This is a genomic window from Microbacterium karelineae, from assembly GCF_009745985.1.
GTDB classification, from domain to species: domain Bacteria; phylum Actinomycetota; class Actinomycetes; order Actinomycetales; family Microbacteriaceae; genus Microbacterium; species Microbacterium karelineae.
Window position 1 is genome coordinate 493,279 of record NZ_WFIX01000190.1, and the last position, 22,510, is coordinate 515,788.

The 22,510-nt window shown below is 72.4% G+C and carries 23 protein-coding genes; 4 read left to right on the top strand and 19 right to left on the bottom strand.

Features of this window, described 5'->3' with window-relative positions; translation table 11 throughout:
* The first annotated feature begins 44 nt into the window (after positions 1–44).
* From GB932_RS15435 to GB932_RS15445, 3 genes are all read left to right on the top strand, one after another.
* A complete protein-coding gene (locus GB932_RS15435; protein WP_156761563.1) occupies positions 45–1,271 on the top strand; it encodes a sensor histidine kinase in 1,227 nt (408 codons plus the stop codon).
* On the top strand, positions 1,264–1,917 hold the full coding sequence (locus tag GB932_RS15440) for a response regulator (RefSeq protein ID WP_156761564.1): 654 nt from the start codon (positions 1,264–1,266) through the stop codon (positions 1,915–1,917). The genes GB932_RS15435 and GB932_RS15440 overlap by 8 nt, the downstream gene beginning before the upstream one ends.
* Positions 1,918–1,990: 73 nt before the next feature.
* Positions 1,991–5,212, top strand: a complete 3,222-nt coding sequence (locus GB932_RS15445) for a S41 family peptidase (RefSeq protein ID WP_156761565.1) — start codon at positions 1,991–1,993, stop codon at positions 5,210–5,212.
* 76 nt (positions 5,213–5,288) lie between these two features.
* On the opposite strand, the gene GB932_RS15450 is transcribed toward GB932_RS15445, so the two are convergent.
* From GB932_RS15450 to GB932_RS15480, 7 genes are read right to left on the bottom strand one after another with little or no spacing between them, the layout of a single operon-like run.
* Positions 5,289–6,428: a hypothetical protein gene (locus GB932_RS15450; protein ID WP_156761566.1), complete on the bottom strand. Its 1,140-nt coding sequence runs from the start codon at positions 6,426–6,428 to the stop codon at positions 5,289–5,291.
* Complete coding sequence (locus tag GB932_RS15455; protein WP_156761567.1) at positions 6,422–7,147, bottom strand: hypothetical protein; 726 nt, start codon at positions 7,145–7,147, stop codon at positions 6,422–6,424. Before GB932_RS15455 ends, GB932_RS15450 begins: the two co-directional genes overlap by 7 nt.
* Entirely contained in the window at positions 7,144–8,145 is a 1,002-nt protein-coding gene (locus GB932_RS15460; RefSeq protein WP_156761568.1) for a VWA domain-containing protein, read from the bottom strand. Before GB932_RS15460 ends, GB932_RS15455 begins: the two co-directional genes overlap by 4 nt.
* On the bottom strand, positions 8,142–9,134 hold the full coding sequence (locus tag GB932_RS15465; protein ID WP_231916247.1) for a vWA domain-containing protein: 993 nt from the start codon (positions 9,132–9,134) through the stop codon (positions 8,142–8,144). The genes GB932_RS15460 and GB932_RS15465 overlap by 4 nt, the downstream gene beginning before the upstream one ends.
* Positions 9,125–9,601 carry a hypothetical protein gene (locus GB932_RS15470; protein WP_156761569.1) on the bottom strand — a complete coding sequence of 159 codons (477 nt, stop codon included), beginning with the start codon at positions 9,599–9,601 and terminating at the stop codon, positions 9,125–9,127. Before GB932_RS15470 ends, GB932_RS15465 begins: the two co-directional genes overlap by 10 nt.
* Positions 9,588–10,475, bottom strand: coding sequence for a DUF58 domain-containing protein (locus GB932_RS15475; protein WP_156761570.1), 888 nt, complete (start codon positions 10,473–10,475; stop codon positions 9,588–9,590). The genes GB932_RS15470 and GB932_RS15475 overlap by 14 nt, the downstream gene beginning before the upstream one ends.
* A gap of 5 nt (positions 10,476–10,480) precedes the next feature.
* Positions 10,481–11,482 carry an AAA family ATPase gene (locus tag GB932_RS15480; RefSeq protein WP_156761571.1) on the bottom strand — a complete coding sequence of 334 codons (1,002 nt, stop codon included), beginning with the start codon at positions 11,480–11,482 and terminating at the stop codon, positions 10,481–10,483.
* A gap of 82 nt (positions 11,483–11,564) precedes the next feature.
* Between GB932_RS15480 and GB932_RS15485 the strand changes: the two genes are divergently transcribed.
* On the top strand, positions 11,565–11,867 hold the full coding sequence (locus tag GB932_RS15485; protein ID WP_156761572.1) for a chorismate mutase: 303 nt from the start codon (positions 11,565–11,567) through the stop codon (positions 11,865–11,867).
* A 3-nt stretch (positions 11,868–11,870) separates the two neighbouring features.
* Here the strand turns inward: GB932_RS15485 and GB932_RS15490 are convergent, their stop codons facing one another.
* The 12 genes from GB932_RS15490 to GB932_RS15545 all read right to left on the bottom strand — a co-directional run bounded on the left by GB932_RS15490 (position 11,871) and on the right by GB932_RS15545 (position 22,478).
* Positions 11,871–12,605 carry a hypothetical protein gene (locus tag GB932_RS15490; RefSeq protein ID WP_156761573.1) on the bottom strand — a complete coding sequence of 245 codons (735 nt, stop codon included), beginning with the start codon at positions 12,603–12,605 and terminating at the stop codon, positions 11,871–11,873.
* Positions 12,602–13,510 (bottom strand): ABC transporter ATP-binding protein, encoded by a 909-nt coding sequence (locus GB932_RS15495; RefSeq protein ID WP_156761574.1) that lies wholly within the window; start codon positions 13,508–13,510, stop codon positions 12,602–12,604. Before GB932_RS15495 ends, GB932_RS15490 begins: the two co-directional genes overlap by 4 nt.
* 33 nt (positions 13,511–13,543) lie before the next feature.
* A complete protein-coding gene (locus tag GB932_RS15500) occupies positions 13,544–13,909 on the bottom strand; it encodes a GntR family transcriptional regulator (protein ID WP_156761575.1) in 366 nt (121 codons plus the stop codon).
* Positions 13,910–14,132: 223 nt separating this feature from the next.
* Complete coding sequence (locus GB932_RS15505; RefSeq protein ID WP_156761576.1) at positions 14,133–14,603, bottom strand: ASCH domain-containing protein; 471 nt, start codon at positions 14,601–14,603, stop codon at positions 14,133–14,135.
* Positions 14,604–14,818: 215 nt separating this feature from the next.
* Positions 14,819–15,337, bottom strand: coding sequence for a lysozyme family protein (locus tag GB932_RS15510; RefSeq protein ID WP_156761577.1), 519 nt, complete (start codon positions 15,335–15,337; stop codon positions 14,819–14,821).
* Positions 15,338–15,361: 24 nt separating this feature from the next.
* Positions 15,362–16,483 (bottom strand): DUF899 family protein, encoded by a 1,122-nt coding sequence (locus GB932_RS15515; RefSeq protein WP_231916248.1) that lies wholly within the window; start codon positions 16,481–16,483, stop codon positions 15,362–15,364.
* Complete coding sequence (locus tag GB932_RS15520) at positions 16,480–17,745, bottom strand: RNA polymerase sigma factor (RefSeq protein ID WP_156761578.1); 1,266 nt, start codon at positions 17,743–17,745, stop codon at positions 16,480–16,482. Before GB932_RS15520 ends, GB932_RS15515 begins: the two co-directional genes overlap by 4 nt.
* Entirely contained in the window at positions 17,742–18,101 is a 360-nt protein-coding gene (locus tag GB932_RS15525) for a YciI family protein (RefSeq protein WP_156761579.1), read from the bottom strand. Before GB932_RS15525 ends, GB932_RS15520 begins: the two co-directional genes overlap by 4 nt.
* Positions 18,102–18,311: 210 nt before the next feature.
* Positions 18,312–19,007 carry a hypothetical protein gene (locus GB932_RS15530; RefSeq protein ID WP_156761580.1) on the bottom strand — a complete coding sequence of 232 codons (696 nt, stop codon included), beginning with the start codon at positions 19,005–19,007 and terminating at the stop codon, positions 18,312–18,314.
* A 95-nt stretch (positions 19,008–19,102) separates the two neighbouring features.
* Entirely contained in the window at positions 19,103–19,276 is a 174-nt protein-coding gene (locus GB932_RS15535) for a hypothetical protein (protein WP_156761581.1), read from the bottom strand.
* Complete coding sequence (gene purL / locus GB932_RS15540; protein WP_156761582.1) at positions 19,276–21,585, bottom strand: phosphoribosylformylglycinamidine synthase subunit PurL; 2,310 nt, start codon at positions 21,583–21,585, stop codon at positions 19,276–19,278. The genes GB932_RS15535 and purL overlap by 1 nt, the downstream gene beginning before the upstream one ends.
* Positions 21,586–21,650: 65 nt before the next feature.
* Positions 21,651–22,478 carry an IclR family transcriptional regulator gene (locus GB932_RS15545; RefSeq protein WP_156761583.1) on the bottom strand — a complete coding sequence of 276 codons (828 nt, stop codon included), beginning with the start codon at positions 22,476–22,478 and terminating at the stop codon, positions 21,651–21,653.
* Between the last annotated feature and the right edge of the window lie 32 nt (positions 22,479–22,510).

The following is a 22,510-nucleotide window of genomic DNA, read 5'->3' on the forward strand; positions in this document are numbered from 1 at the left end:
GGCGGAGGCCGCGGGACGCCGCCCTCAGTAGGCTCGGACGAGTGATGGCGGCGGATGCGAGGGTCGAGTTCGCGACAGGGGCGCGGCTGAGCGTCTGGTCGCGGGTGTGGCGGTACCTCCTCGTCGCCGTGTTCGCGGTGATCTCCTACCTGCTGATGTACGGCGGCTTCGCCGCGGCCGTCGAGGACGGGAAGCCGGACTCGCTGCCGTTCGCGATCCTCGCCCTCTTCGACCCGATCGTGGGTCTCATCGCCATCGGCCTCCTCCCGCTCCGGCGTCGTGCGCCGGCCACGATCGCGATCATCACGGCGCTGCTCTCCGCGGTGTCCACGACGACGGCCGGCGGCCCCGCGGTGCTTGCGGCGGCGTCGAATGCGACGCACCGCCGGGCCGTGCCGATCGTCGCGAACGGCGTCGCGTACGTGGCCGCGCTCTGGGTGTTCGAGCAGCTCGTCCCCGTCGAGACGATGGAGCCGCTCCCCTGGTGGATCATGCTCCTCGCCTCGGGTGTCGGGTTCCTCATCCCCGTCGCCTTCGGGCTGTACATCGGCGCGCGCCGCGAGCTCATCGCGTCGCTGCACGAGCGCGCGATCGAGGCCGAGCGCGAGCGCGAGCTGCAGGTCGCGGCCGCTGAGGCGGGGGAGCGCACGCGCATCGCCCGCGAGATGCACGACGTCCTCGCGCACCGCATCTCGCTCGTCGCGCTGCACGCGGGCGCGCTCACCTACCGCGACGACCTCGCCCCCGATGAGGTCACACGGACCGCCGTGCTCGTGCAGGACAACGCGCGCCGCGCCCTCACCGAGCTGCGCCAGGTGCTCGGGGTGCTGCGCCGGCGGGAGAGCGGCGTCGAGCCGCCGCAGCCGACGCTCGACGCCCTGCCGGCGCTGCTCGACGACGCGCGCCAGGCGGGCGCCCTCATCGACGACGAGATATCGACGGGGCCGGGCGAGCCGCCCGCACTCGTGTCGCGCACCGCGTTCCGCGTCGTGCAGGAGGCGCTCACGAACGCGCGCCGGCACGCGCCCGGGGCGGCGATCAGAGTGCGCATCACCGGACACCCGGACGGCCTGCTCGCGATCGAGGTCGTCAACGGTCGGCCGAGCCCGACGGCGCGCATCGAGGCGACGGGGTCGGGGAGCGGTCTGATGGGCCTCGCGGAGCGCGTCGACCTCGCCGACGGATCCCTCGACTATGGTCCGAACGAGTACGGGGGCTTCGCGGTGCGCGCGTGGCTCCCGTGGGGCGAGGAGGAGGATCCGCATGAGTGACGCGACGAGGGTGGTCCTGGTCGACGACGATCCGCTCGTGCGCGCCGGCCTCGTGATGATGCTCGGGGGTGCCACCGGGATCGACGTCGTCGGCGAGGCGGGGGACGGTCGCGAGGGCGCCGACCTCGTGCGGCGTGAGCGGCCCGATGTGGCCCTCATGGACATCCGCATGCCCGTCATGGACGGTCTCCAGGCGGTGCACGAGATCGTCTCGCGCGGATCCGCGACGCGCGTGATCGTGCTGACGACGTTCGACGCCGACGATATGGTGCTTCAGGCGCTGCGCGATGGCGCGGCGGGCTTCCTCCTCAAGGACACTCCGCCCGCCGACCTCATCGATGCCGTGCGCCGCGTCGCGCGCGGGGAGCCGATGCTGTCGCCGAGCGTCACCTCGCGGCTCATCGCCGTCGCGACGAGCCGCGAGGAGACGGATGCGGACGCCGAGAGGCTCGCCGAGCGGCTCACCGAGCGCGAGCGCGAGGTCGCCGTCGCCGTGGCCCGCGGGCTGAGCAACGCCGAGATCGGCGCGGAGCTGTTCATGGGCGTCGCGACGGTGAAGACCCATGTGAGCCACCTGTTCACCAAGCTCGGGGCCGCCAACCGGGTGCAGCTCGCCCGCCGCGTGCACGAGGCCGGGCTGCGGTAGACGACGGCACGCCGGCGCGGGATATCCGCGCACGAGGGGCCACCCGGCCCCGGATCGCGGATAGCGTGAGCGCATGGCATCCGCGTATCTCCGATACCCGCACATCCACGATGAACTCCTCACCTTCGTCGCCGACGACGACGTCTGGCTCGCCCCCGCAGAGGGAGGGCGGGCATGGCACCTCACGAGCGACAGGGCGCCCGTGCGGCAGCCGCGGTTCTCGCCCGATGGGGCGCACGTGGCCTTCGCCTCGCATCGCGACGGGCATCCCGAGCTCATGGTCGCCGATGTCGCCTCGGGCGGCGTCCGGCGTCTCACCTACTGGGGCGGGCAGTCGCTGCTGGTCCTCGGCTGGACCGCATCGGGCGACGTCCTCGTCGCATCGAACGCGGGCGAGGCGAACATCCGCCACACGGTCGTGAAGACCGTCTCGCTCGACGGCCGCACCGAGCGCCTCGGCCTCGGAATGGCCTCGGGCGTCGCGCTCCGCGGCGACGGGCGCACGGCGCTCACGACGCCGGGCAGCCGGCCTCCGGCCTGGTGGAAGCGCTATCGGGGCGGCACGGCACCGCGCCTCTGGATGCGCGACGGCGGCGGCGCGTGGACGCGCCTCCTCGCCGACGACCATGCGGCGATCGTCGACCCGATGTGGGTCGGCGACGCCTTCGCCTTCGTCTCCGACCGCGCCGCACGCTTCCCCGATGCTGCGGACGAGCAGGCGAATCTCTGGATCTGGGACGCCCCGGGCGAGGGCGAGCCCCGCCAGCTCACGTTCCAGACCGAGGCGGACGGGTACGTCCGCGACGCGACCACGGACGGGTCGCGGATCGTGTGGCACAGCCGCGGGCGGATCCGGATCCTCGACGATCTCGGCGCGGCGCCGCGCACGGTCGACGTCGTCCTCCCCGGCGTCCACGGCGAGACGGTCGCGCTCGACCCGACGGAGAACCTCACCGACATCGCGCCCGACCGCACCGGCAGCGGCAGCGTCGTCGCGTGGCGCGGCAAGCCGTTCTGGCTGACGCACCGCGAGGGTCCCGCCCGCGCGCTCCCCGGCGCCGAGTCCGGCGTGCGCGTGCGCGAACCCGTCGTGCTCGGGTCCACGGGCCGCGCCGCCTACGTGACCGACATCGAGGGGGAGGACGCGATCGAGGTCGCCGCGACCGACGGCACGCGCGACGAGGGATCCTTCCCCCTCCTCACCGGCCAGCTCGGGCGGGTGCTGCACCTCGCGGCCGATCCGAAGGGCGAGCGGCTCGCCGCGATCTCGCACGACGGCCGCGTGCGCCTCATCGACGTCGCGGCCGGCACGGCGCGCGAGCTCGGGCGCTCGTCCCAGGGCGAGGCCCTGACACCGCGCTTCTCGCCCGATGGGCGCTACCTCGTCTGGTCACAGCCGACGGACGGCGAGGGCGAGCTGCACGCGCTGTGGATCGCCGACACCTCGACGGACGAGGAGGGCGTGCAGGTGACCGACGGGCGCTTCCACGACCACTCGCCCGACGTCACCCGAGACGGCAGACATCTCGTGTTCCTCTCGAACCGCACCTTCGATCCGCACTACAACGCGCAGGCGTTCGACCTGTCGTTCTCCGGATCCACCCGCCCGTGGCTGCTGCCGCTGTCGGCGACCGAGCCGGCGCCCTTCGGCCCGAGCGCGACCGGCTGGGCGTTCGCGAACGGCAAGAAGGACGCCTCCGCGCGAAAGCGCGTGGATCCCTCGCCCGACCTCGACCTGGACGGCGCCGAGCAGCGGATCGTCGCGTTCCCCGTGCCGTCGGCCGACTACCGCGACCTCGCGGCGACGGCGGGCGGCGTCGCCTGGATCGCCGAGGGCAGCGACGTGGGCGTGCTCGGATCCCGCCGCGCGGGCGTGCCGGGCGAGAAGCAGCCGAATCGTCTCGAGCGCTGGTCGTTCGACGACCGCGAGGCCGCGACCGTCGTCGAGGGGCTCGACAGCTTCGCGGTGTCGGGCGACGGTGAGCGGATCGTCGTGCGCAAGGGATCCGATGTCTCGATCGTGCGGGCGACGCGAAAGGCTGACGGCGGCGACGACCCCGTGAAGGTCGACCTGTCACGGCTGCGCTTCGAGCTCGATCCTGCGGCCGAGTGGCGCCAGATGTTCGACGAGAACGCCCGCCTCATGCGCGACCACTTCTGGCGCGAGGACATGGACGGCGTCGACTGGGAGGCCGCCACCGCCAGGTGGCGCGAGGTCGTCGACCTCGCCCGCACGCACGACGACATCGTCGACGTGCTGTGGGAGCACGTCGGCGAGCTCAACACCTCGCACGCATACGTCATGCCCGCGTCGCCGCTCGGCGACCCCGCGCGGCGGCTCGGCTTCCTCGGCGCCGATCTGTCTCCGGCGGACGACGGCTGGCGCATCGACCGGATCCTGCCGGGAGAGTCGAGCGATCCCGGCGCGCGTTCCCCGCTCGCCCAGGCGGGCGTCGGGGCGGCCGTGGGCGACGTGATCGTCGAGATCGACGGGCAGGGCGTCGACCCGACGTTCGGGCCCGGCGCGTCGCTCATCGGCGCCGCCGACAAGCCCGTCGAGCTGACGCTGCGGCGGGACGGGACCGACAGGCGCGTCGTCGTCGTGCCGCTCGGCGACGAGGAGGCGCTGCGCTACCAGGACTGGGTGCGCTCGCGCCGCGACTACGTCGCCGAGAGGAGCAGCGGTCGGCTCGGATACCTGCACGTGCCCGATATGCAGAGCGTCGGCTGGGCGCAGCTGCACCGCGATCTGCGCACCGCGTCGCTCGCCGAGGGCATCGTCGCCGATGTGCGGTACAACCGGGGCGGACACACGAGCCAGCTCGTGATCGAACGCCTCACGTCGCGGGTGATCGCCTGGAACCAGGCGCGCCACTTCGGCGAGATGATCCCCGATCCCGATCGCGCCCGCCGCGGCCCCGTGGTCTTCGTCGCAAACGAGTTCTCCGGATCCGACGGCGACATCGTCAACGCCCGCGCGCAGGCCCTCGGCCTCGGCCCCGTGGTCGGGGCCCGCACCTGGGGCGGCGTCGTCGGGATCGACGGCCGCTTCGACCTCGTCGACGGCACGGGCGTGACGCAGCCGCGCTACGCGTACTGGCTCGAGGGCAAGCAGTGGGGCGTCGAGAACCACGGCGTCGACCCGGACATCGAGGTGATCCACGACCCGTCGGCGCTGTTCGGCGACGCGGATCCGCAGCTCGACCGGGCGATCGCCGAGGCCCTCGCCCGCCTCGACGAGACCCCGGCGGCCACGGCGCCCCCGGTCCCCGAGCCGAAGGTGCGCACCCCCTGACACCCCCGTTCGTATGACGCTCCCCGACCACTTCTGCGCGGAAAGTGGTCGGGGGGCGTCATACGAACGGTGTGGGTCAGCCGCCCGTGCCCGCGGCGAACGCGTCGCGATCGGCCTCCGACAGCAGCTGCCGGCTGAGGAACATCAGGTCGAGGCCCTCGAGCGGGGCGCCCGGTTCGGCCGTGGCCTCCTCGCGGGCCCGGAAGTCGCCGGAGGTGTCGTTCGCGAGGTCGATGATGCTCGCGTAGAGCAGCGTCGGCTCGGGACCGCCGAGACCGCTCGCGGTGATGCGCTGGGTGGCGTACTCCCAGACGGCCTGCTCGCGCGGATCCGCGCTGCCGTAGAGCGATTCGAGGGTGGCGTCGTCGATCGAGCCGTCCGGCTCGTTGAGGGCGTACAGCTCGTAGTAGTCGCCCTCCGCCGCGAGAACGGCGTCGATCTCCTGCATGACGGCGCGCTTCTCGGCGTCGTCGTGGATCGGCTGCTCGGTGCGCCAGCGCGGCGAGATGTACTGCTGCAGCAGCGACTCGCCGCCGAACCCGTTGCGCTCGGGCCGCATCTGCGCGTCGGCCGTCTGCACCCACGTGTATCCGAACTCGTCGGACAGGCGGGTGCGGATCCGCTCCGACAGCTCGGCGGTGTGCGACTCGACGTCCTCGAGCGACGGGGCCGCGAGCACGGACGCCGGATCGAGGCCGTCGATGCCCGGGTAGCCGAGGCGCTCGCGATCCTCCTGGGTGAGCCCGCCCGTGTAGTCGCCCGTCGCCGACTGCACGAGCGCCCCCGCGGCCCCCGCGGTGCCGATGTTGCACACGAGTGCGAGGGTGAGCGCCGCGGCGCCGAGGATCCGCCCCCGCGGCATGGCGAGGGCCGCCGCGATGGCGGCGACGACGAGCAGCTGCAGGGCGACCACCGTCGTGCCGAACACGAGGTGCGTCGCGCCCGAGACGATCGCACCGAGGAGGATCACGCCGAAGACGGCCGCCGCCAGCAGCGCGACCCAGCCGAGCGGGTGCGCGCGGGGGCGCGGGGCCGGTGCCGCGGCGGGCACGAGCGCGTCGCCGAAGACGGGATGGTCGGGGAAGCGGCGCTCGCCGCGATACCCGCCCGGCGGGGGCACGGGCGGCGCCCCCGCATGCGCGTGCACATAGTCGCGCGAGATGCGCTGGCCGGCATGCGGCCGCGGATCCCGGTCGTTCCGCTCGTCGGTCACCACGGCCTGTCCACCTCCGGCTCGCCGGATCCGCCCTCGCCGCCGCGCTCACGATCGTCGCGCGCCTCCTGGCCGTCCCGCAGGAGATCCTCGATGTCTCCCAGGTCGCCGTCGTCCGGCGCCTCGGTGGGCTCGTCGCCGTCGTCGGTCGTGGGCTCCTGCGGCCCGTCGGACTGCTTCTCGCGCAGGCGGTCGACGAGCGAGTCGAGCGCCTCCGCGGGGTCGCGGCTCGGATCCGGCGACTGTTCGCGCGCCTCGTCGGAACGGCACTCCTCGGGCGTCTCGAGCGTCAGCGCGAGCGCCTCGTCGTACAGCGCGGACGCGCGGGCGGGATCGTCGGACCGCGCCGCGTCGCCCATGCGTTCGAGCACGAGGGCGAGATTGATCCGCACGGGGCACACGTCGAGACCCGTCGCGAGCGGCAGGGCGCGCTCGAACTCGGCGCGCGCCTCGCCCAGGTGCTCGGCGCGGGCGAGGCCCACTCCGAGGTCGTAGGGCGCCTTCCACGGCTCGAACCAGTTCAGCGGCTGCAGCCCCTCGGCCGCCGCGATCGCCGCGGGCGCGTCGCCCCGGACGTGCGCGGCGACGGAGGCGTGCGCGAACGCGTACATCGTGAGGATCTTCGCGACGAGCCCGAGCGCGATGAGGACGACGGGCAGGCTCGCCACACCGATCCATACGCGCGCGCGGCGTCGCCGGGCGGCCGGTTCGACGTTCGTCATGCCGCCTCCTTCCGCGGGCGGGTGTCGCGGACGGACCGACGCAGGCGGGCGGCGCCGAGCGCGAGCTCCCCCGCGAGGAGCGCGGCGACCACGAGGGCGACCACCCACGACACCTCGGTGCGTGCCCCGAGCGTCTCGCCGCTCGTCACCGACATCGACGTCGTCGGCGCCTCGGGAAGGACCGGCTCGGCGCCCGCCGTGCGGTGCGCATACGTGACGCCGAGGTCACCCGCGATCGCCTCGAGGTTCTCCTCGTCGATCATCGAGAGGGCGCGCGCGCCCTCGTGCTGGATGTACGCCTCGTCGGCCCCCACCCCGCCCGAGACGGTGCGCATCGGGCCGCCGTCGGCCGTCCCGTATCCGAAGACGGCGCCGCCGTCTGCCCACTCGGCGGCGGGCGAGAACGACTCGGGATCGGCGCTCGCCGTCTGCTCGCCGTCGCCGAAGTAGAACACGAGGCGCGAGCGATCCTCGGCGGCCGCCGAGGCGGCCGTGCCCCGCAGCGCCTCGGCGAGCAGCGGCGCGGCCTGACCGATCGAGGATCCGCGCGCGTAGAGGGTCGTCGGCGGGCGCAGCACCTCGAGCGCAGACTCGACCGCGGCCGTGTCGGTCGTGAGGGGCAGGCGCTGTGACGCCTGATTGTCGAAGGTGATGAGGGAGAACCGCGCGCCGGGGTAGGCGTCGACGATGCGCCGCACATCGGCCCGCACGCCCGCGAGCCGGGGCTCGCCGTCGCCCCAGTCCTCCGCCGTGATCGACGTCGTGCTGTCGACGACGAGGAAGACGTCGACGTCGGTCGCGACCGTCCGGGCGGCGCCATCGGGGATGCCCGGCCGCAGAGCCAGCAGCCCGCACGCGAGGACGAGGGCGATCCGCAGTCCCCACGAGGCGCGCGACGCGGCGCCGTGGGCGCGGACGAGCGCCCAGGCCGCGATGCCGAGCACGGGCAGCACGATGAGGGCGAGGGCCGCGGGGTGGAGGATCGGGAGGACGCTCATGCGCGCGCCCTCCACGCGATCACGACGGCGGCGAGGCCCGCGACGAGGAGGATCAGGATCCAGGGGGCCGGCGCATCGGTCCGGACCACCTCGGCGCGTGCCGTGAGCGCCCGCGCCTCCTGCGTCTCGATCTCGGCGATGATGTCGCCGACGGTCGTCTCGCCGCGGAGCGCATAGGCGGCGCCGCCCGTCTCGGCGACCGCCTGCGCGAGCCGCCTGCTCGGCTCGGACTCGCCGTCCTGGATCGGGTTGAGGGCGAACACGCGGATGCCGCGCTCGGCGCTGTAGGCCGCCGCCTCGGCGAGGGTGACGATCGTGTCGCCGACGGTCTCGTTGTCGGTGGCGAGGATCACGGACCGCGAGCGCTCGTCGTCAGCGTGATCGAAGCGGAGGGCGCACGCCGCGAGGCCGTCGCCGATGAGCGAGGATCCGGGGCCGTCGAGAGTGCCCACCCAGTGCTCGGGGATCTCGCCGCCCGCCGTGCCCTGCTCGATGCTCTCGCGCAGCCCGGAGAGGTGCCGCGCGACGAAGTCGTAGTCGTCGGTGAGGGGGAACACCTGCACGGGCGACGAGTTGAAGATCGTGAGGCCGATGCGCTCGCCGTCGAAGCCGGAGGTCAGCTCGCCGAACACGTCGAGGATCTCGACGTCGACGTCGTTCATCGAGCCGGACACGTCGAGGCAGAGCATGACGTCACGGCTGTGGTTCTCGGGCACGATCGTCTGCGCCGCGAGGGGGCGTGCCGCGACGACGCCGGCCGCGACGGCGGAGCACGCCCCGAGGACGAGGACGGCGCTCAGCGCGAGCACCCGCAGGCGCGTCGCGCGTCGTACCGAGGGCAGGCGGCGCAGGCGCTCCGCGCGGGCGACGAACGCCGGATCCGGCGCCGCCGCGCGCGAGCTGCGTCCGCCCCACAGGAGCCCGGCGGCGACGGCCGCGATCGCGACGCCGACGACGACGAGGAGGATCCACGGGGTGCTCAGTGCCATCCCGTCACCACCTTCCGTGCCGCGTCGGCGCCCGCCGCCGGATCCACCGGCGCGCCGCGGCGGAACAGGCTCGGATAGTAGTGGCGCCGCAGCGCGTCGATGAGGTCGGGGCTCGCGCCGCGGGCCGCCAGCTCGTCGAGCGGCAGGACGGGCGTCTCGACTCCCGTGTACTCGTTGACGAATGCGCGGGTGAGGCGGCTGAGCTCGGCGTTCGCGTCGCGCGCCGAGAGGTCGCCGTCTCCGTATGCGCCCTCGACCCGCGCGATCTGCGCCAGGTAGCGCTCGCGCAGGGCGTCGAGCTGCGCGCCGAGGGGCGCCGCCGGGGCCGCCGGGCGCGCCCGCGGCGGACGCGTGAGGGCCCACACGATCCACGCCCCGGCCGCGAGGGCGATGAGGATCGCGACCGCGAGCAGCAGCCACCAGCCGTCGTACTGCACGGGCGGGTACAGCTCGTCAGCGCCGGGCATGCGGCCTCCTCGCGAGCATCGAGAGGATCCGCGGCACGGCGGTGTCGGCGTGGTCGAGCGCCGCGTGGCTGATCTCGAGGCCGTCGAGGAGGCGTGCCCGGTGCGCGTCGGCGCGGGCGCGCTGCTCGGCGAGGTCGCGCGCGACGTGCGCATCGCCGTGCAGGAACCCCGGCACCTCCCATCCGCTGTCGGCGTCACGCCGGGCGGCGTCCGAGCGCAGCGGCAGCACGGGATCCGCATCGCGCACCGTGATCCACACGACGTCGTGCTGCACCCGCAGGCGGCGCAGGAGGCGTTCGTCGTCGGCGGTGAGCGGATCCTCGCCTGTGACGACCACCAGGATCGTGCGGCGCCGGATCGTGCGCACGATCGACGACAGCAGCGCCTCGCGGGAGCTCGCCGCCCCTGACGACGTCGTGGCGTCGCGGATCGCCCGCAGCGCGTGCTCGAGCGCGCCCTCCGAGCGGCGCGCGGGCAGCCGCGTCACGCCCGCCGCGTCGCCGTGCAGGATCGACACATCGTCGCCGTGTCGCGTCGCGAGCAGGCCGAGCGCCCCGACCGCGAGGATCGCGAGCTCGCTCTTCCGGCGCTCATCGGGCGAGAGCGCCGCCATGCCGCGGCCCGTGTCGACCGCGAACAGGACCGTGTGCATGCGCGTCGCGCGCGAGCGCTTCACGAGCAGCTCGCCGTGCTTCGCCGACGCCCGCCAGTCGACATCGCGCACATCGTCGCCGTGCTCGTACTCGCGCAGGTCCTCGAAGTCGAGGCTGCGCCCGCGCTGCAGCGACGCGTACGCGCCGTCGAGCGGATGCGACGAGGCGAGGCGCGTGTGGATGAAGAGGCGACTCTTCACCGGCGTGAGCAGGGCGGTCATGCGGATCAGGGGGTCGGCACGGCCGCGAAGATCGCGTCGACGAGATCCTCGCTGCGCACGCCGTCGGCCTCGGCCTCGAACGTGAGCAGCACCCGGTGGCGCAGCACCACATAGCGCAGGGCGCGCACGTCCTCCGGGATGACGTGTGTGCGGCCCTGCAGCAGCGCGAGCGCGCGCGACGCCTGCAGGAACGCGATCGACCCGCGCGGGCTCGCGCCGTACTTGATGTACCGCGCGCGCTCCTCGCCGATGTACGGCGCCGGATTCCGCGTGACGTAGCTGAGGCCCACGATGTAGTTGCGGATCGCGTCGCTCACGTGCACCCGCGCGGCCGTCCTCTGCAGGTGCTCGACATCGGCCAGCGACGCGGACGACGCGACGTGCCGATCCGGATCCAGCGCCCCCGAGTCGATGCGCGTGAGCACCTCGAACTCCTCCTGCGGGCTCGGATACGTGACGATCTCCTTCAGCAGGAAGCGGTCGAGCTGCGCCTCCGGCAGCTCGTAGGTGCCCTCCTGCTCGATGGGGTTCTGCGTCGCGATGACGAGGAACGGCCGCGGCAGCCGGTGCACCTCGCCGCCGATCGTCGTCTGCCGCTCCTGCATCGCCTCGAGCATCGCCGACTGCGTCTTCGCGCTCGAGCGGTTGATCTCGTCGAGCAGCACGAAGTTCGCGTGCACGGGGCCGAGCACGGTGCGGAAGGATCCCGCCTGCGCGTCGTAGATCTGGCCTCCCGTGATGTCGCTCGGCATGAGGTCGGGCGTGCACTGGATGCGCCGGAACGATGCCTGGACGGTGTCGGCGAGCGTGGACGCCGCCGTCGTCTTCGCGAGGCCGGGCACCGACTCGAGCAGGATGTGCCCGCCCGCGATGAGCGAGACGAGCAGGCTCGTGCGCAGCTGCTCCTGGCCGACCATCTTGGCCGCGTAGGAGGCGGAGATGTCGTCGATCACCTCGTGCGCGGAGGCGAGCTCCGACTCGTCGAGCGGCGTGGTCTGGTCTGTCATGGATGGCCTCCCTGTACCCACCCACGCTATCCGGCGCCTCCGACATTCCGAGCGGGCAGGCCTCCCCGGATACGCTTTCCCCATGAGCGACGCGTCCGACGACCCCATGGCCACCCTGCTGCGCCTGCGCGCGAGCATCGACAACATCGACGCCGCGCTCACCTTCATGCTCGCCGAGCGCTTCCGCTGCACGAAGCAGGTCGGCGAGCTCAAGGCCGACCACGACCTGCCGGCGAGCGACCCCGCGCGCGAAGAGCGCCAGATCGCCCGGCTGCATCAGCTGGCGGAGGACGCCGAGCTCGACCCTGCCTTCGCGGAGAAGTGGTTCCGCTTCGTCGTCGCCGAGGTCATCCAGCACCACAGGCAGGCGGCGGAGCGGGACTGACTTCTACACCGTCGCCTTGCGGAGGGTGGCGTAGGTGCCGACGGCCGTGACGGCCGTGAGCGCGAGACCCAGGAGGGTGATCGCGAACACCCCGACGTCGGCGAACCAGCCCATGACCGACGGCCACGACTCCGTGCGGGTGATGGCGAAGATCCCGACGACGAGCGCGAGGCCGAGCAGCACATAGACGGCCGTGATGACGAACCATCCGAAGCGCTTGTAGACGACGGCTGACCAGAAGCCGACGACGAAGAGGAACAGCGTCGCGGTGAAGTACGTCAGCCACGCCGACACCCAGCCAGGGACGAAGATCCAGTCGAGGTGCGCGACGCGACCGTTCACGCCGTAGCCGTTCGTGAGCACCTCGACGCCGGCGAGCAGGATGAAGATCGTCGCCATCATCGCGGCGCCGATCGCCCCCATGATCAGTGTGCCGAGGAAGAACTCGCGGCGCGTGATGCTCAGCGCCTGCGAGAACGGGAACGACAGGGTCATCGCCTGGATCCCGAGCGCGAGGAAGTACCACATGGGCGCGTTCCCCGCACCGGCGACCTTCACGTCGTCCCCGGGGATCATCGCGAAGATCAGGGCGGAGATGCCCGCCGCCGCGACGAGGATCAGCAGGGGAACCCATACGAGCGACTGGGTGTTCATGAGGTGCAGGCGCACGACCTTGAGTGTGCGGCTGCCGAGGCCGCGCCGGGCGGGCAGCGCCTCGAGGGGGTGGGCGGTGGTCATCGCAGTGCTCCTTCCGTGGCGGGGGAGTCGGTGGCGGCATCGCGCTGCGTCATGCGGACGATGAGCTGCTGCAGCGGCACGGGCGCGAGCTCGAGGCCCGCGCTCGCCGCCTCGCGGCGCTCGACGTCCGTCAGGCGCCCGAGGAAGGTGACCGATGCGGTGCGGCCGAGGCCCTCGCGGTGCAGCACCTCGTGGGATCCGACGAAGCGCTCGACGAGATCGCGCTCGCCGACGAGGTTCGTCGCGCGGTCGCGCGCGTCGTCCGTCGACTGATCCATGAGGATCCGCCCCTTGTCGATCACGAGCACGCGCTCGATGAGATTCGAGATCTCGTCGATGAGGTGGCTCGACAGGATGACGGTGCGGGGGTGCTCGGCGTAGTCGGCGAGCAGGCGGTCGTAGAAGATCTGCCGCGCGACGGCGTCGAGGCCCAGGTAGGGCTCGTCGAAGAACGTGATCTCGGCGCGCGATGCGAGCCCGATGATCACCCCGACGGCCGACAGCTGGCCGCGCGAGAGCTTCTTGATCGTCGTCTTCATCGGCAGCTGGAAGTCGTCGATGAGCTCGTCGGCGAGGCCCTGGTCCCAGTTCGGGAAGAACAGCCGCGCCGTGCGGAACGCGATCCTCGCGTCCGCCTCATCGGGGTACTTCTGGCTCTCGCGCACGAAGCAGACACGGCTGAGGACGCGGGCGTTCTCATAGGGATCCTCGCCGAAGACGCGCACGGATCCGCTCGTCGCGAAGTTCTGCGCCGTGAGGATCGACATCGCGGTCGTCTTCCCGGCGCCGTTGCGGCCGAGCAGGCCGTAGATCGTGTTGCGCTCGATATCGAAGCTGACGCTGTCGAGGGCCGTGGTGTCCCTGTAGGTCTTGGTGAGGTCGCGGACCTGGATGACGGGGTCCATGGGGTCTCCTTGGATGGGCGGCGGCGCCGCAGGTCAGGACGGTGAGGGGGTCGCGTGCTCGCGGATGAGCTGGGCGACGTCGTCGGGCCCGAGTCCGAGCTTCCGGGCCTCGTCGATGAGCGGGGCGATGTAGCTGTCCGCGAAGGCGGCGCGGCGCTCGGCGAGCACCTGCTCGCGGGCGCCGACGGCGACGAACATGCCGATGCCGCGGCGCTTGTAGAGCACGCCCTTGTCGACGAGCATGTTCACTCCCTTCGCGGCCGTCGCCGGATTGATGCGGGAGAAGGCGGCGATCTCGTTCGTCGACGGGGCCTTCTCGTCCTCGGCGAGGGAGCCGTCGACGATCTGGTCCTCGACCATCTCGGCGATCTGCACGAAGAGCGGCTTGCTCTCGTCCATGTCACGCCCTCCCGGGGTTCTGTGGTTCATTACTCGACTAATGAACCACAGAACCTACGGCGCGTCAACCCCTCCACCGATTCCCGCAGCGCGGGCGGCGCGGTGGCGCGGCAGCAGCACAACGCAGTCGATGCAGCGGTGCGCAGCGCGATCGGTCGGGAATCTGGCCGATCGGCGCCGAATCGACTGCGTTGTGCTGACGCTGTCTCGGGGAGGCGGGCGCTCAGCCGGCGTAGACCAGGCGGAAGCGTTCGCAGACGATCGGCATGTCGTCGCGGAAGCCGCGGTCGTGGCTCGCGTAGCGCGTGAAGAAGTCCTCGTGGATCCGGCGCCATGAGGCGAGCGTGCGGTCGTCCTCGCCCTCGGAGAAGGCGTGCTCCTCGGTGACGTCGCGGAAGGGCACGATCTCGACCGAGGTGTTCTGAAGCACGGCGCGCGGGGCGCCGGAGCCGTCGAGGATCACGTCGAGCTGGCCCAGCTGCGGGAGCGGGTCACCGTCGGCCTCGTATCCCCACAGGTCGCTGGCCGTGCCCGTCTTCGTGCCGTCGAGCACGAGCGCGAGCAGCCCGTCGGCATGCTCGGGTGTCGCGCCGAAGCCCCATACGCGGTCCGCGGGCGGCGGATCCGCCGGGAGCGTCGGGACGGCGGCGCGGGCGGCGCGCCAGAACTCGGCGATGTCGGGGGAGGCGGTCACCTCGTCATCCTCGCACGCGGGCGACCAGCACAACGCAGTCGATCCGGCCGCCGCAGCGTCACCGGGGCCCTTCTGCGACGATCCCGGCGCAGATCGACTGCGTTGTGCTGGGGCGCCCGGTCTGCTCGGCGCCACGGGCTCGGCGCAGATCGACTGCGTTGTGTGGGAGGGCGCCGGATGCTCGGCGCCGGGCGGCGTGCCCGGAGAGCAGCGCCTCAGGCGTCGCAGGTGTCGCAGATGCCCGTCGCCGGCAGCACCATGAAGCAGGTCGGGCAGATCGCCTCGGGACGCTCGGGGGCGGCCTGCCGCGCGGACGGGCGCGGGGCCGACTGGCGCGGCGCGCTCTGCCGCGGGCTGCGCCGGGCGGGCTTCTTCTCGACGACCGGGGCGGCCTCGGGGTGCGTGACGCCCCACGCGCCCTGGAAGCGGCGGCTCGGCCACCGCTCGGTCTCGCCCGCCCGTCGCATCACGTCGGACTCCGACCGGAACCCGTTGGTGTACCCCGCGTGCACCTCGAGCGCGGGCCCGCCGCCGCGACGGTTCACGCGGAAGTAGGTGTCGAAGCCGACGAGGCTCGCGACATCGGTGCTCTCGACGATGCGGCGGATCAGCACCTGGTTCGCCGGCGGGGTGCGATAGCGCCGGAACGCCTCGTCGAGCGAGGCGAGGGGCGTCGAGCGCTCCCGACCCTTCTGCGTGCGCGCGCGGTCGGCCGTCTCGGGAGTCTCGTTCATCCCCTCCAGAGTACGCGGGCGCGGTCAGTGATGATGCGCGCGTCCCTGCTCCGTCACGGGGGTCGCGCCGGGCCGCGTCCACTGCGGCGTCGGCCGGCTCGTCGGACCGAAGCCGCCGAGCCCTGCGTCGTCGGTGCGCCAGTACCAGCAGGGGTGACTCCCCTCCGGCCACCCCTCGGGCACCTCCTGCCATGCCTCGCGCCGCCCGTACGGCGTCATGTCGAGCAGCGCGAAGGATCCGCTCGCCGGCTCGGTGCCGCGACCGGTCGTGTCGTAGGTGAGGAACACCCGATCGCCCCTCCGGAGGAAGACGGTGATGCGGCCCATGTCGCCGCCGATCGGCGCCTCGAGCCCGCGCACCGAATACCAGGGCTCGGAGTAGCCCATGAAGTCGCGGAACGGGGCGATCTCGTCCCACGGGCCTTCGCAGAGGACGGCGAAGGCGACGCCGCGCGCGGCGAGGTAGGACGCGTCGCGCATGTGCCACGCGAAGAGCGTGCACCCCTCGCACTGGCCCTGATGGGGCGCGCCGTCGTGCCACATGTGCTTGTACACGAGGAGCTCGTCGCGCTCACCGAAGAGGGTGAGGAACGGCACGGGGCCGTCCGGTCCGACGACCGGAGTCGCCCCGTCGATCTCGACCATCGGCAGGCGACGGCGGGCCGCGGCGATCGCGTCGCCCTCGCGGGTGTGGGCCTTCTCCCGGGCGAGAAGCTCCGCTCGCGACGCCTCCCACGTCCCCATGTCGACGATCGGCGGGCTGCCGGCGTCCAGGACCTCGGCCGATGGCGGGGCCGCCTCGTGCTCCCACGGGAGGTCCACGGCGGGGAGCACGAGGATCCGCCCCTGCGGCGCCGTCGGGTGCTTCGCCATGAGCGCCGCGGCGTCGTCGATCGACTCCGCGCTGATCAGGTCGTACCCGGCGAACCACTCGCGGAACTCGGGGAACGGGCCGTCCGTGATGAGGACCTCGCCGTCGCGCACGGTGACGGACTTCGCCTGATCGGCGCCGGCGACCATGGATCCGGGGCCGATCCTGTCCTCGCCGTCGGCCAGCCAGGCCTCGAGCATGCGCCGGTCGACGTCCTGTGTCAGAGGGCGACCGGTCTCGTCGGTCATGTGGATGATGAGGAACTGCCTGCTCATGATGTCGCTCCGTTCGATGAGGGATCCTGCGGGGGTGCTGCTGCGAGCTGCGCCCGGCGGCGGGTGAGGTGGTCGATCTCGGCGGCGTTCGAGGCCAGCGAGATCGCCCGGTCATAGGCGGCGCGCGCATCCGCCGGGCGCCCGACCGCGCGCAGCAGCTCCGCGCGCGTCGCGTGGAAGGGGTGGTATCCGTCGAGCCGATCGCGCAGCCGCTCGACGATCGCGAGCGCGAGGTCCGGGGAATCGGCCTCGGACACGGCGATCGCCTTGTTCATCGTGACGATCGGATTCGGATCGATGCGCTCGAGGGATCCGTAGAGGGCGACGATCCGCGCCCAATCGGTGTCGCGCGCGTGCGGCGCGGTGTCGTGCACGGCGTTCACGTGGGCGAGCACGCCGTATCTCCCGGCGACGCCCTCCTCGAGCAGCGCGAGGCCCTCGTCGATGAGCGCGCGATCCCACGCGCCGCGGTTCTGCTCCGCGAGGATCACGAGGGATCCGTCCGTCGCGACGCGTGCGGCGGCGCGCGCGTGGGTGAGGAGCATGAGGGCGAGCAGCCCCGTCGCCTCGGCGCGCTCGGCGGATCCCGTCGGCAGCAGCGCGCGGACGAGGCGCGTCAGCCGGATCGCCTCGCCCGCGAGGTCCTGCCGAATCGGATCCGGTCCGTCGCCCGACGTCAGGTGTCCCTCTGTGAATACGAGGTACAGCACGGCGAGCACGCCCGCGAGCCGCTTCGGCAGATCCTCTTCCTCAGGGACGCGATAGGGGATCCGCGCGGCCGAGATCTTCGCCTTCGCGCGCGTGATGCGCTGGCCCATCGTCTGCTCCTTCACGAGGAACGCGCGCGCGATCTCGGCGACCGTGAGCCCGCCGACGATCCGCAGTGTGAGGGCGACGCGCGCCTCCATCGCGAGCGCGGGGTGGCAGCAGGTGAAGACGAGGCGCAGCCGATCGTCGTCGATCGCTCCGGTCGGATCCGGAGGGGAGTCGTCGGCGATCATGAGGGCCTCCCGCTGCTTCTCGTCGCGTCGCGCCTCGCGCCGCAGGCGGTCGAGCGCCCGGCGATGGGCGGTCGTCGTGATCCACCCGCCGGGATTGGGTGGGATCCCCTCGGCCGGCCAGCGCTCGACCGCCGTCGCGAAGGCCTCCGCCGCCATCTCCTCGGCGATGTCGAGGTCGCCGAAGCGCCTCGCGAGGCCGGCGACGACCCGCGCCCACTCGTCGCGGTGCACGCGGGCGATCGCCTCGTCGGCGTCGGTCATTCGGCCGCGAAGGGGCGCACCTCGATGCGTCCGCGACAGACGTGCGAGGCCTCGCTCGCGAGCTTCAGCGCGGCGTCGAGATCGGGCACGTCGACGACCCAGAGGCCGTTCAGACCCTCCTTGGACTCCGCATACGGGCCGTCCGTGAACAGCGGCTCGTCGCCGAGGCCGTCGACGACCGTCGCGGTCGCCGGCGCCTCGAGCCCGCCGACGAAGACGAGCGCGCCGTCTTCGCGGATCCGGTCGGTGAAGGCGCGCGTGGCCGCCATCGCCTCCCGCATCTCCTCCTCCGTCGCGTACGTGCCGAAGCCCGTGTAGTCGCTCGGTCCGATGACCGACATCAGATAGCGCGTCATGATCCCTGCTCCCGTCGATCGCGCGTTCGGCGATCCTCACTGATGCAACGAACGCGCCTCCACCGATTCGACAGCGGTGGGAGAGAATTCTCAAGGGATGTCGCGACGCCGTCCAACACGACGCAGTCGATTCGGCCGCCGGAGCCGCGCACAGGGCCGATTCCGGGCGATCCGCCCCCGATCGACTGCGTTGTGTCGGAGGGGAGCGGCTCAGGCCTCGAGCTCGCCGGCGACGCGCTGCCGCAGCTCGCTTTCGGCCGCGTCGGAGAGCACGATGAGCCCGTCGAGCTCCTCGCGGATCCGGCGGTAGGCGGTCTGCCGCTCGGCGGCCGTCGCCGACTGATCGACCGCGACGCTCAGCATGTGCTGTGCGCGGGTCAGCCGCTGTCGCTCCGACTCCGTGAAGCCCGTGTCGCGCACCCGCCGTGCCTCCTGCTCGGCGATGTCGAACGCGACCTCGAAGTCATGCACCGCGTCGCGGTACTCCGCATATGTCTCGGCGTCGACGCGGGCCTCGGCCGAGGCGGGGCGCAGCCCGTCGGCCACCTTCTTGGCGCGCAGGAAGGCGGCGGTGTGCGGATCCCGCCCGTCGCTCATCGTCGGGAAGGCGATGAGCTTCGCCGCGTCGAGCTCGTAGTCGAGCCAGCGCCGCGAGACCTCGTCGTGCGTGTCCATGAGGCGGGCCAGGCGCTGGGTGCGTCCGGCCGCGTCGGCCTCGGCGATCGCCTCGGGATCCGTGTGACGCGTCGCCTGCGCGAGCTCGGCCTTCGTCCGCATCACCTCGAGGCGGCGCTGGTGTCGCTCCTTGGCGTTCTTCGACCACCACGCGCTGATCGGGCCGGCGACGCCCATGAGCGGGAACACCAGCCACCAGTAGCTCCCGAGGAATCCGAACAGCGCGTCCATAGCCGTCATCGTACGAGGCGGGGCGCACCGCGGCACGCGGTCGGCGCGGATCCATGACGTCTGTCACATCGTCGGCGCCGGATCTCGTCTCCGCGTCAGCCGAACAGCGTCAGGAGGACGGTGGATCCGCCGCCCGCGAGGATGAGCGAGATCACGACGACCCACGCGACCGCCCGGATCCGCTGATTGCGTCGGTCGAGGCGCGACGACCTCTCGTCGTCGCCGTCGAGCTCGGGGGGCACGCGCAGGCTCTCGTGGTCGGGATCCATCAGGCGACGGGCTCGGCGATCGTCGGTCCGAAGTGCGCCGGCAGCGTCGATGCCGACATCTCGCGCAGCTGGGCGGCGGGGAACGTGAAGACGTCCTGCACCTCGAGATCGGGCTCGGTGTCGGTCACTCCGATGCGCAGCACGGGGTAGCCGCGTCCCTCGCAGAGGCCGCGGAACTTGACGTCCTCCTCGCGCGGCACCGTCACGAGCACGCGGCCCGTCGACTCGGAGAACAGGGCGCTCGCGAGGTCGATGCCGTCGCGCTCCATCAGTTCGGTGAGCCAGACGCGCGCGCCGACGCCGAAGCGCATGACGCCCTCGGCGAGGGCGAGGGCGAGGCCGCCCTCGGACAGGTCGTGTGCGCTCGAGATCAGCCACTCGTCGCGCGCCGCCTGCAGCAGGCCGGCGAGGCGCTTCTCGCCCGCGAGATCGACCTTCGGCGGGGTGCCGCCCAGGTGGGAGTGCACGACGTCGGCCCACGCGGATCCGTCGAGCTCCTCGCTCGTGACGCCCAGCAGGTAGATGTTCTCGCCCGCGTCCTGCCATCCGCTCGGGATGCGGCGCGACACGTCGTCGATGATGCCCAACACGCCCACGACAGGCGTCGGGTGGATCGGGGTGTCGCCCGTCTGGTTGTAGAACGACACATTGCCGCCCGTGACGGGGACCGAGAGCTCCTGGCAGGCGTCCGACAGACCGTCGACGGCCTGCGAGAACTGCCACATGACCTCGGGGTTCTCGGGGCTGCCGAAGTTGAGGCAGTCGGTGACGGCCGTCGGCACGGCGCCCGTGACGGCGACGTTGCGGTACGCCTCGGCGAGCGCGAGCTGCGCGCCCGCGTACGGGTCGAGCTGGCAGTAGCGGCCGTTCGCGTCGGTCGCGATCGAGAAGCCGAGGCCCGAGGTCTCGTCGACGCGGATCATGCCGGCGTCGTCGGGGAACGACAGGGCCGTGTTGCCGAGCACGTAGTAGTCGTACTGGTTGGTGATCCAGCTCGTGTCGGCGAGGTTCGGGCTCTTCACGAGGGCCGCGAACTGCTCGGCGAGCTCCGCGGGATCCTGCGTGCGGGGCAGCGCGCTCGCCGTGTCCTGCTGCAGCGCGTCGATCCACGTCGGGTACGCGACGGGGCGGTCGTAGACGGGGCCGTCGACCGCGACGGTCGAGGGATCCACGTCGACGATCGTCTCGCCGTCCCACGTGATGACGAGGCGGCCATCGCCCGTGACCTCGCCGAGCACGCTCGTCTCGACGTCCCACTTGTCGACCACGGCCATGAACGCGTCGAGCTTCTCCGGCGTCACGATCGCCATCATGCGCTCCTGCGACTCGCTCATGAGGATCTCCTCGGCCGTGAGCGAGGGATCGCGGAGCAGCACCTTCGTGAGCTCGACGTTCATGCCGGATCCGCCGTTCGCGGCGAGCTCGCTCGTCGCGCAGGAGATGCCGGCGGCGCCGAGATCCTGGATCGCCTCGACGAGCTCGCCCGCGTACAGCTCGAGGCAGCACTCGATGAGCACCTTCTCGGCGAACGGGTCGCCGACCTGCACGGCGGGGCGCTTCGTCGGGCCGCCCTCGCTGAACGAGTCGGACGCGAGGATCGATGCGCCGCCGATGCCGTCGCCGCCCGTGCGGGCGCCGAAGAGCACGACCTTGTTGCCCGCGCCGGTCGCGTTGGCGAGGCGGATGTCCTCGTGGCGCATGACGCCGACCGCGAGGGCGTTGACGAGGGGGTTCGCCTGGTAGCAGGCGTCGAAGACGGTCTCGCCGCCGATGTTCGGCAGGCCGAGGCAGTTGCCGTAGGAGCTGATGCCGGCCGTGACGCCGTGCACGACGCGCGCCGTGTCGGGGTCGTCGATGGCGCCGAAGCGCAGCTGGTCCATCACCGCGACGGGGCGGGCGCCCATCGAGATGATGTCGCGCACGATGCCGCCGACGCCGGTCGCGGCGCCCTGGAAGGGCTCGATGTACGACGGGTGGTTGTGGCTCTCGACCTTGAAGGTGACTGCCCAGCCCTCGCCCACGTCGACGACGCCGGCGTTCTGGCCCATGCCCACCATGAGGCGCTCGCGCATCTCGTCGGTGACCTTCTCGCCGAAGCGCTTCAGGTACTTCTTGCTCGACTTGTACGAGCAGTGCTCCGACCACATCACCGAGTACATCGCGAGCTCGCCCGACGTGGGTCGGCGGCCCAGGATCTCGCGGATCTGCGCGTATTCGTCGGCCTTCAGGCCCAGGGCCCCGTACGGCTGCTCGCGGTCGGGAGTGGCGGCGGCGTGCGAGGTGGTGTCGGCGACGTGTTCGATGGTCACGCGAGAGGCTCCAGGAGTGCGGCGGGACGGGGTGGGTTCAGTCTAGTTGGCTGGCCCCCGCCACCTCACCCCCGCGCCCGGGCGCGGGCCGATGGCGAGCCGAGGGCGCGCGAGATCGCCCTCGCCGTCGTCGACAGCGCGGGCAGCACCGATTCGGGCGGGCAGCTGCCGCGGCGGATCGTCGCGCCGACCGCCGAGACGACGCGGTCGCCCGCGCCGCGCACGGGCACCGCGATCGCGACGGCGCCCGCCGTGATCGACTCGTCGACGATCGTGAAGCCCGAGCGGCGCACATCGGCGAGCGTGCGGCGCAGGGCGTCCGGATCCACGCAGGTCTTCGCCGTGTATCGCTTGAGCGGGCCGTGCAGCACGCGCTCCTGCAGCTCGGGCTCGGCGTGCGCGAGCAGGATCTGTCCCGTCGCCGTCGCGTGCAAGGGCCAGCGCCCGCCGAGCCGCGTGAGCACGGGGGCGCCGTGCCGCGAGCGCAGCGACTCGACGTAGATGACGTCGGTGCCGTCCCTGACCGACAGGTTCACGTCGGTCGCCAGCGCCGCGTGCAGGTCGCCGAGATACGGCAGGGCCGCCGTGCGCAGCCGCAGCCCCTTCGGCTCGAGCGATCCGAGCTCGAGCACGCGCATGCCGATCGCGTATCGGCCGTCGTCGCTGCGGTCGAGCGCGCCCCACGAGCGCAGCTCGCCGACGAGCCGGTGCGTCGTCGACAGGGTGAGCCCCGAGCGTCGCGAGATCTCGCTGAGCGTGAGGACGAGGTGCTCCTGATCGAACACGTCGAGGATCGCGAGGACGCGCTGCGCCGCGGTGGGGCGCGCGTCGTGTCGCGGGCGCCGCGCGGTGAGCGCGGGCGAGGGAGCGGGAACTGCGGCAGTGATGGTCATCGTCGACCAGCCTCCTGGGGGTGAGGCGGCAC

Excerpts from the sequence above, each read along its gene's own strand:
- GB932_RS15435 (WP_156761563.1), top strand. The coding sequence starts at position 45 with ATGGCGGCGGATGCGAGGGTCGAGTTCGCGACAGGGGCGCGGCTGAGC.
- GB932_RS15440 (WP_156761564.1), top strand. The coding sequence starts at position 1,264 with ATGAGTGACGCGACGAGGGTGGTCCTGGTCGACGACGATCCGCTCGTG.
- GB932_RS15445 (WP_156761565.1), top strand. The coding sequence starts at position 1,991 with ATGGCATCCGCGTATCTCCGATACCCGCACATCCACGATGAACTCCTC.
- GB932_RS15455 (WP_156761567.1), bottom strand. The coding sequence starts at position 7,147 with ATGACGAACGTCGAACCGGCCGCCCGGCGACGCCGCGCGCGCGTATGG.
- GB932_RS15460 (WP_156761568.1), bottom strand. The coding sequence starts at position 8,145 with ATGAGCGTCCTCCCGATCCTCCACCCCGCGGCCCTCGCCCTCATCGTG.
- GB932_RS15465 (WP_231916247.1), bottom strand. The coding sequence starts at position 9,134 with ATGGCACTGAGCACCCCGTGGATCCTCCTCGTCGTCGTCGGCGTCGCG.
- GB932_RS15470 (WP_156761569.1), bottom strand. The coding sequence starts at position 9,601 with ATGCCCGGCGCTGACGAGCTGTACCCGCCCGTGCAGTACGACGGCTGG.
- GB932_RS15475 (WP_156761570.1), bottom strand. The coding sequence starts at position 10,475 with ATGACCGCCCTGCTCACGCCGGTGAAGAGTCGCCTCTTCATCCACACG.
- GB932_RS15480 (WP_156761571.1), bottom strand. The coding sequence starts at position 11,482 with ATGACAGACCAGACCACGCCGCTCGACGAGTCGGAGCTCGCCTCCGCG.
- GB932_RS15485 (WP_156761572.1), top strand. The coding sequence starts at position 11,565 with ATGAGCGACGCGTCCGACGACCCCATGGCCACCCTGCTGCGCCTGCGC.
- GB932_RS15490 (WP_156761573.1), bottom strand. The coding sequence starts at position 12,605 with ATGACCACCGCCCACCCCCTCGAGGCGCTGCCCGCCCGGCGCGGCCTC.
- GB932_RS15495 (WP_156761574.1), bottom strand. The coding sequence starts at position 13,510 with ATGGACCCCGTCATCCAGGTCCGCGACCTCACCAAGACCTACAGGGAC.
- GB932_RS15500 (WP_156761575.1), bottom strand. The coding sequence starts at position 13,909 with ATGGACGAGAGCAAGCCGCTCTTCGTGCAGATCGCCGAGATGGTCGAG.
- GB932_RS15510 (WP_156761577.1), bottom strand. The coding sequence starts at position 15,337 with ATGAACGAGACTCCCGAGACGGCCGACCGCGCGCGCACGCAGAAGGGT.
- GB932_RS15515 (WP_231916248.1), bottom strand. The coding sequence starts at position 16,483 with ATGAGCAGGCAGTTCCTCATCATCCACATGACCGACGAGACCGGTCGC.
- GB932_RS15520 (WP_156761578.1), bottom strand. The coding sequence starts at position 17,745 with ATGACCGACGCCGACGAGGCGATCGCCCGCGTGCACCGCGACGAGTGG.
- GB932_RS15525 (WP_156761579.1), bottom strand. The coding sequence starts at position 18,101 with ATGACGCGCTATCTGATGTCGGTCATCGGACCGAGCGACTACACGGGC.
- GB932_RS15530 (WP_156761580.1), bottom strand. The coding sequence starts at position 19,007 with ATGGACGCGCTGTTCGGATTCCTCGGGAGCTACTGGTGGCTGGTGTTC.
- GB932_RS15535 (WP_156761581.1), bottom strand. The coding sequence starts at position 19,276 with ATGGATCCCGACCACGAGAGCCTGCGCGTGCCCCCCGAGCTCGACGGC.
- GB932_RS15545 (WP_156761583.1), bottom strand. The coding sequence starts at position 22,478 with ATGACCATCACTGCCGCAGTTCCCGCTCCCTCGCCCGCGCTCACCGCG.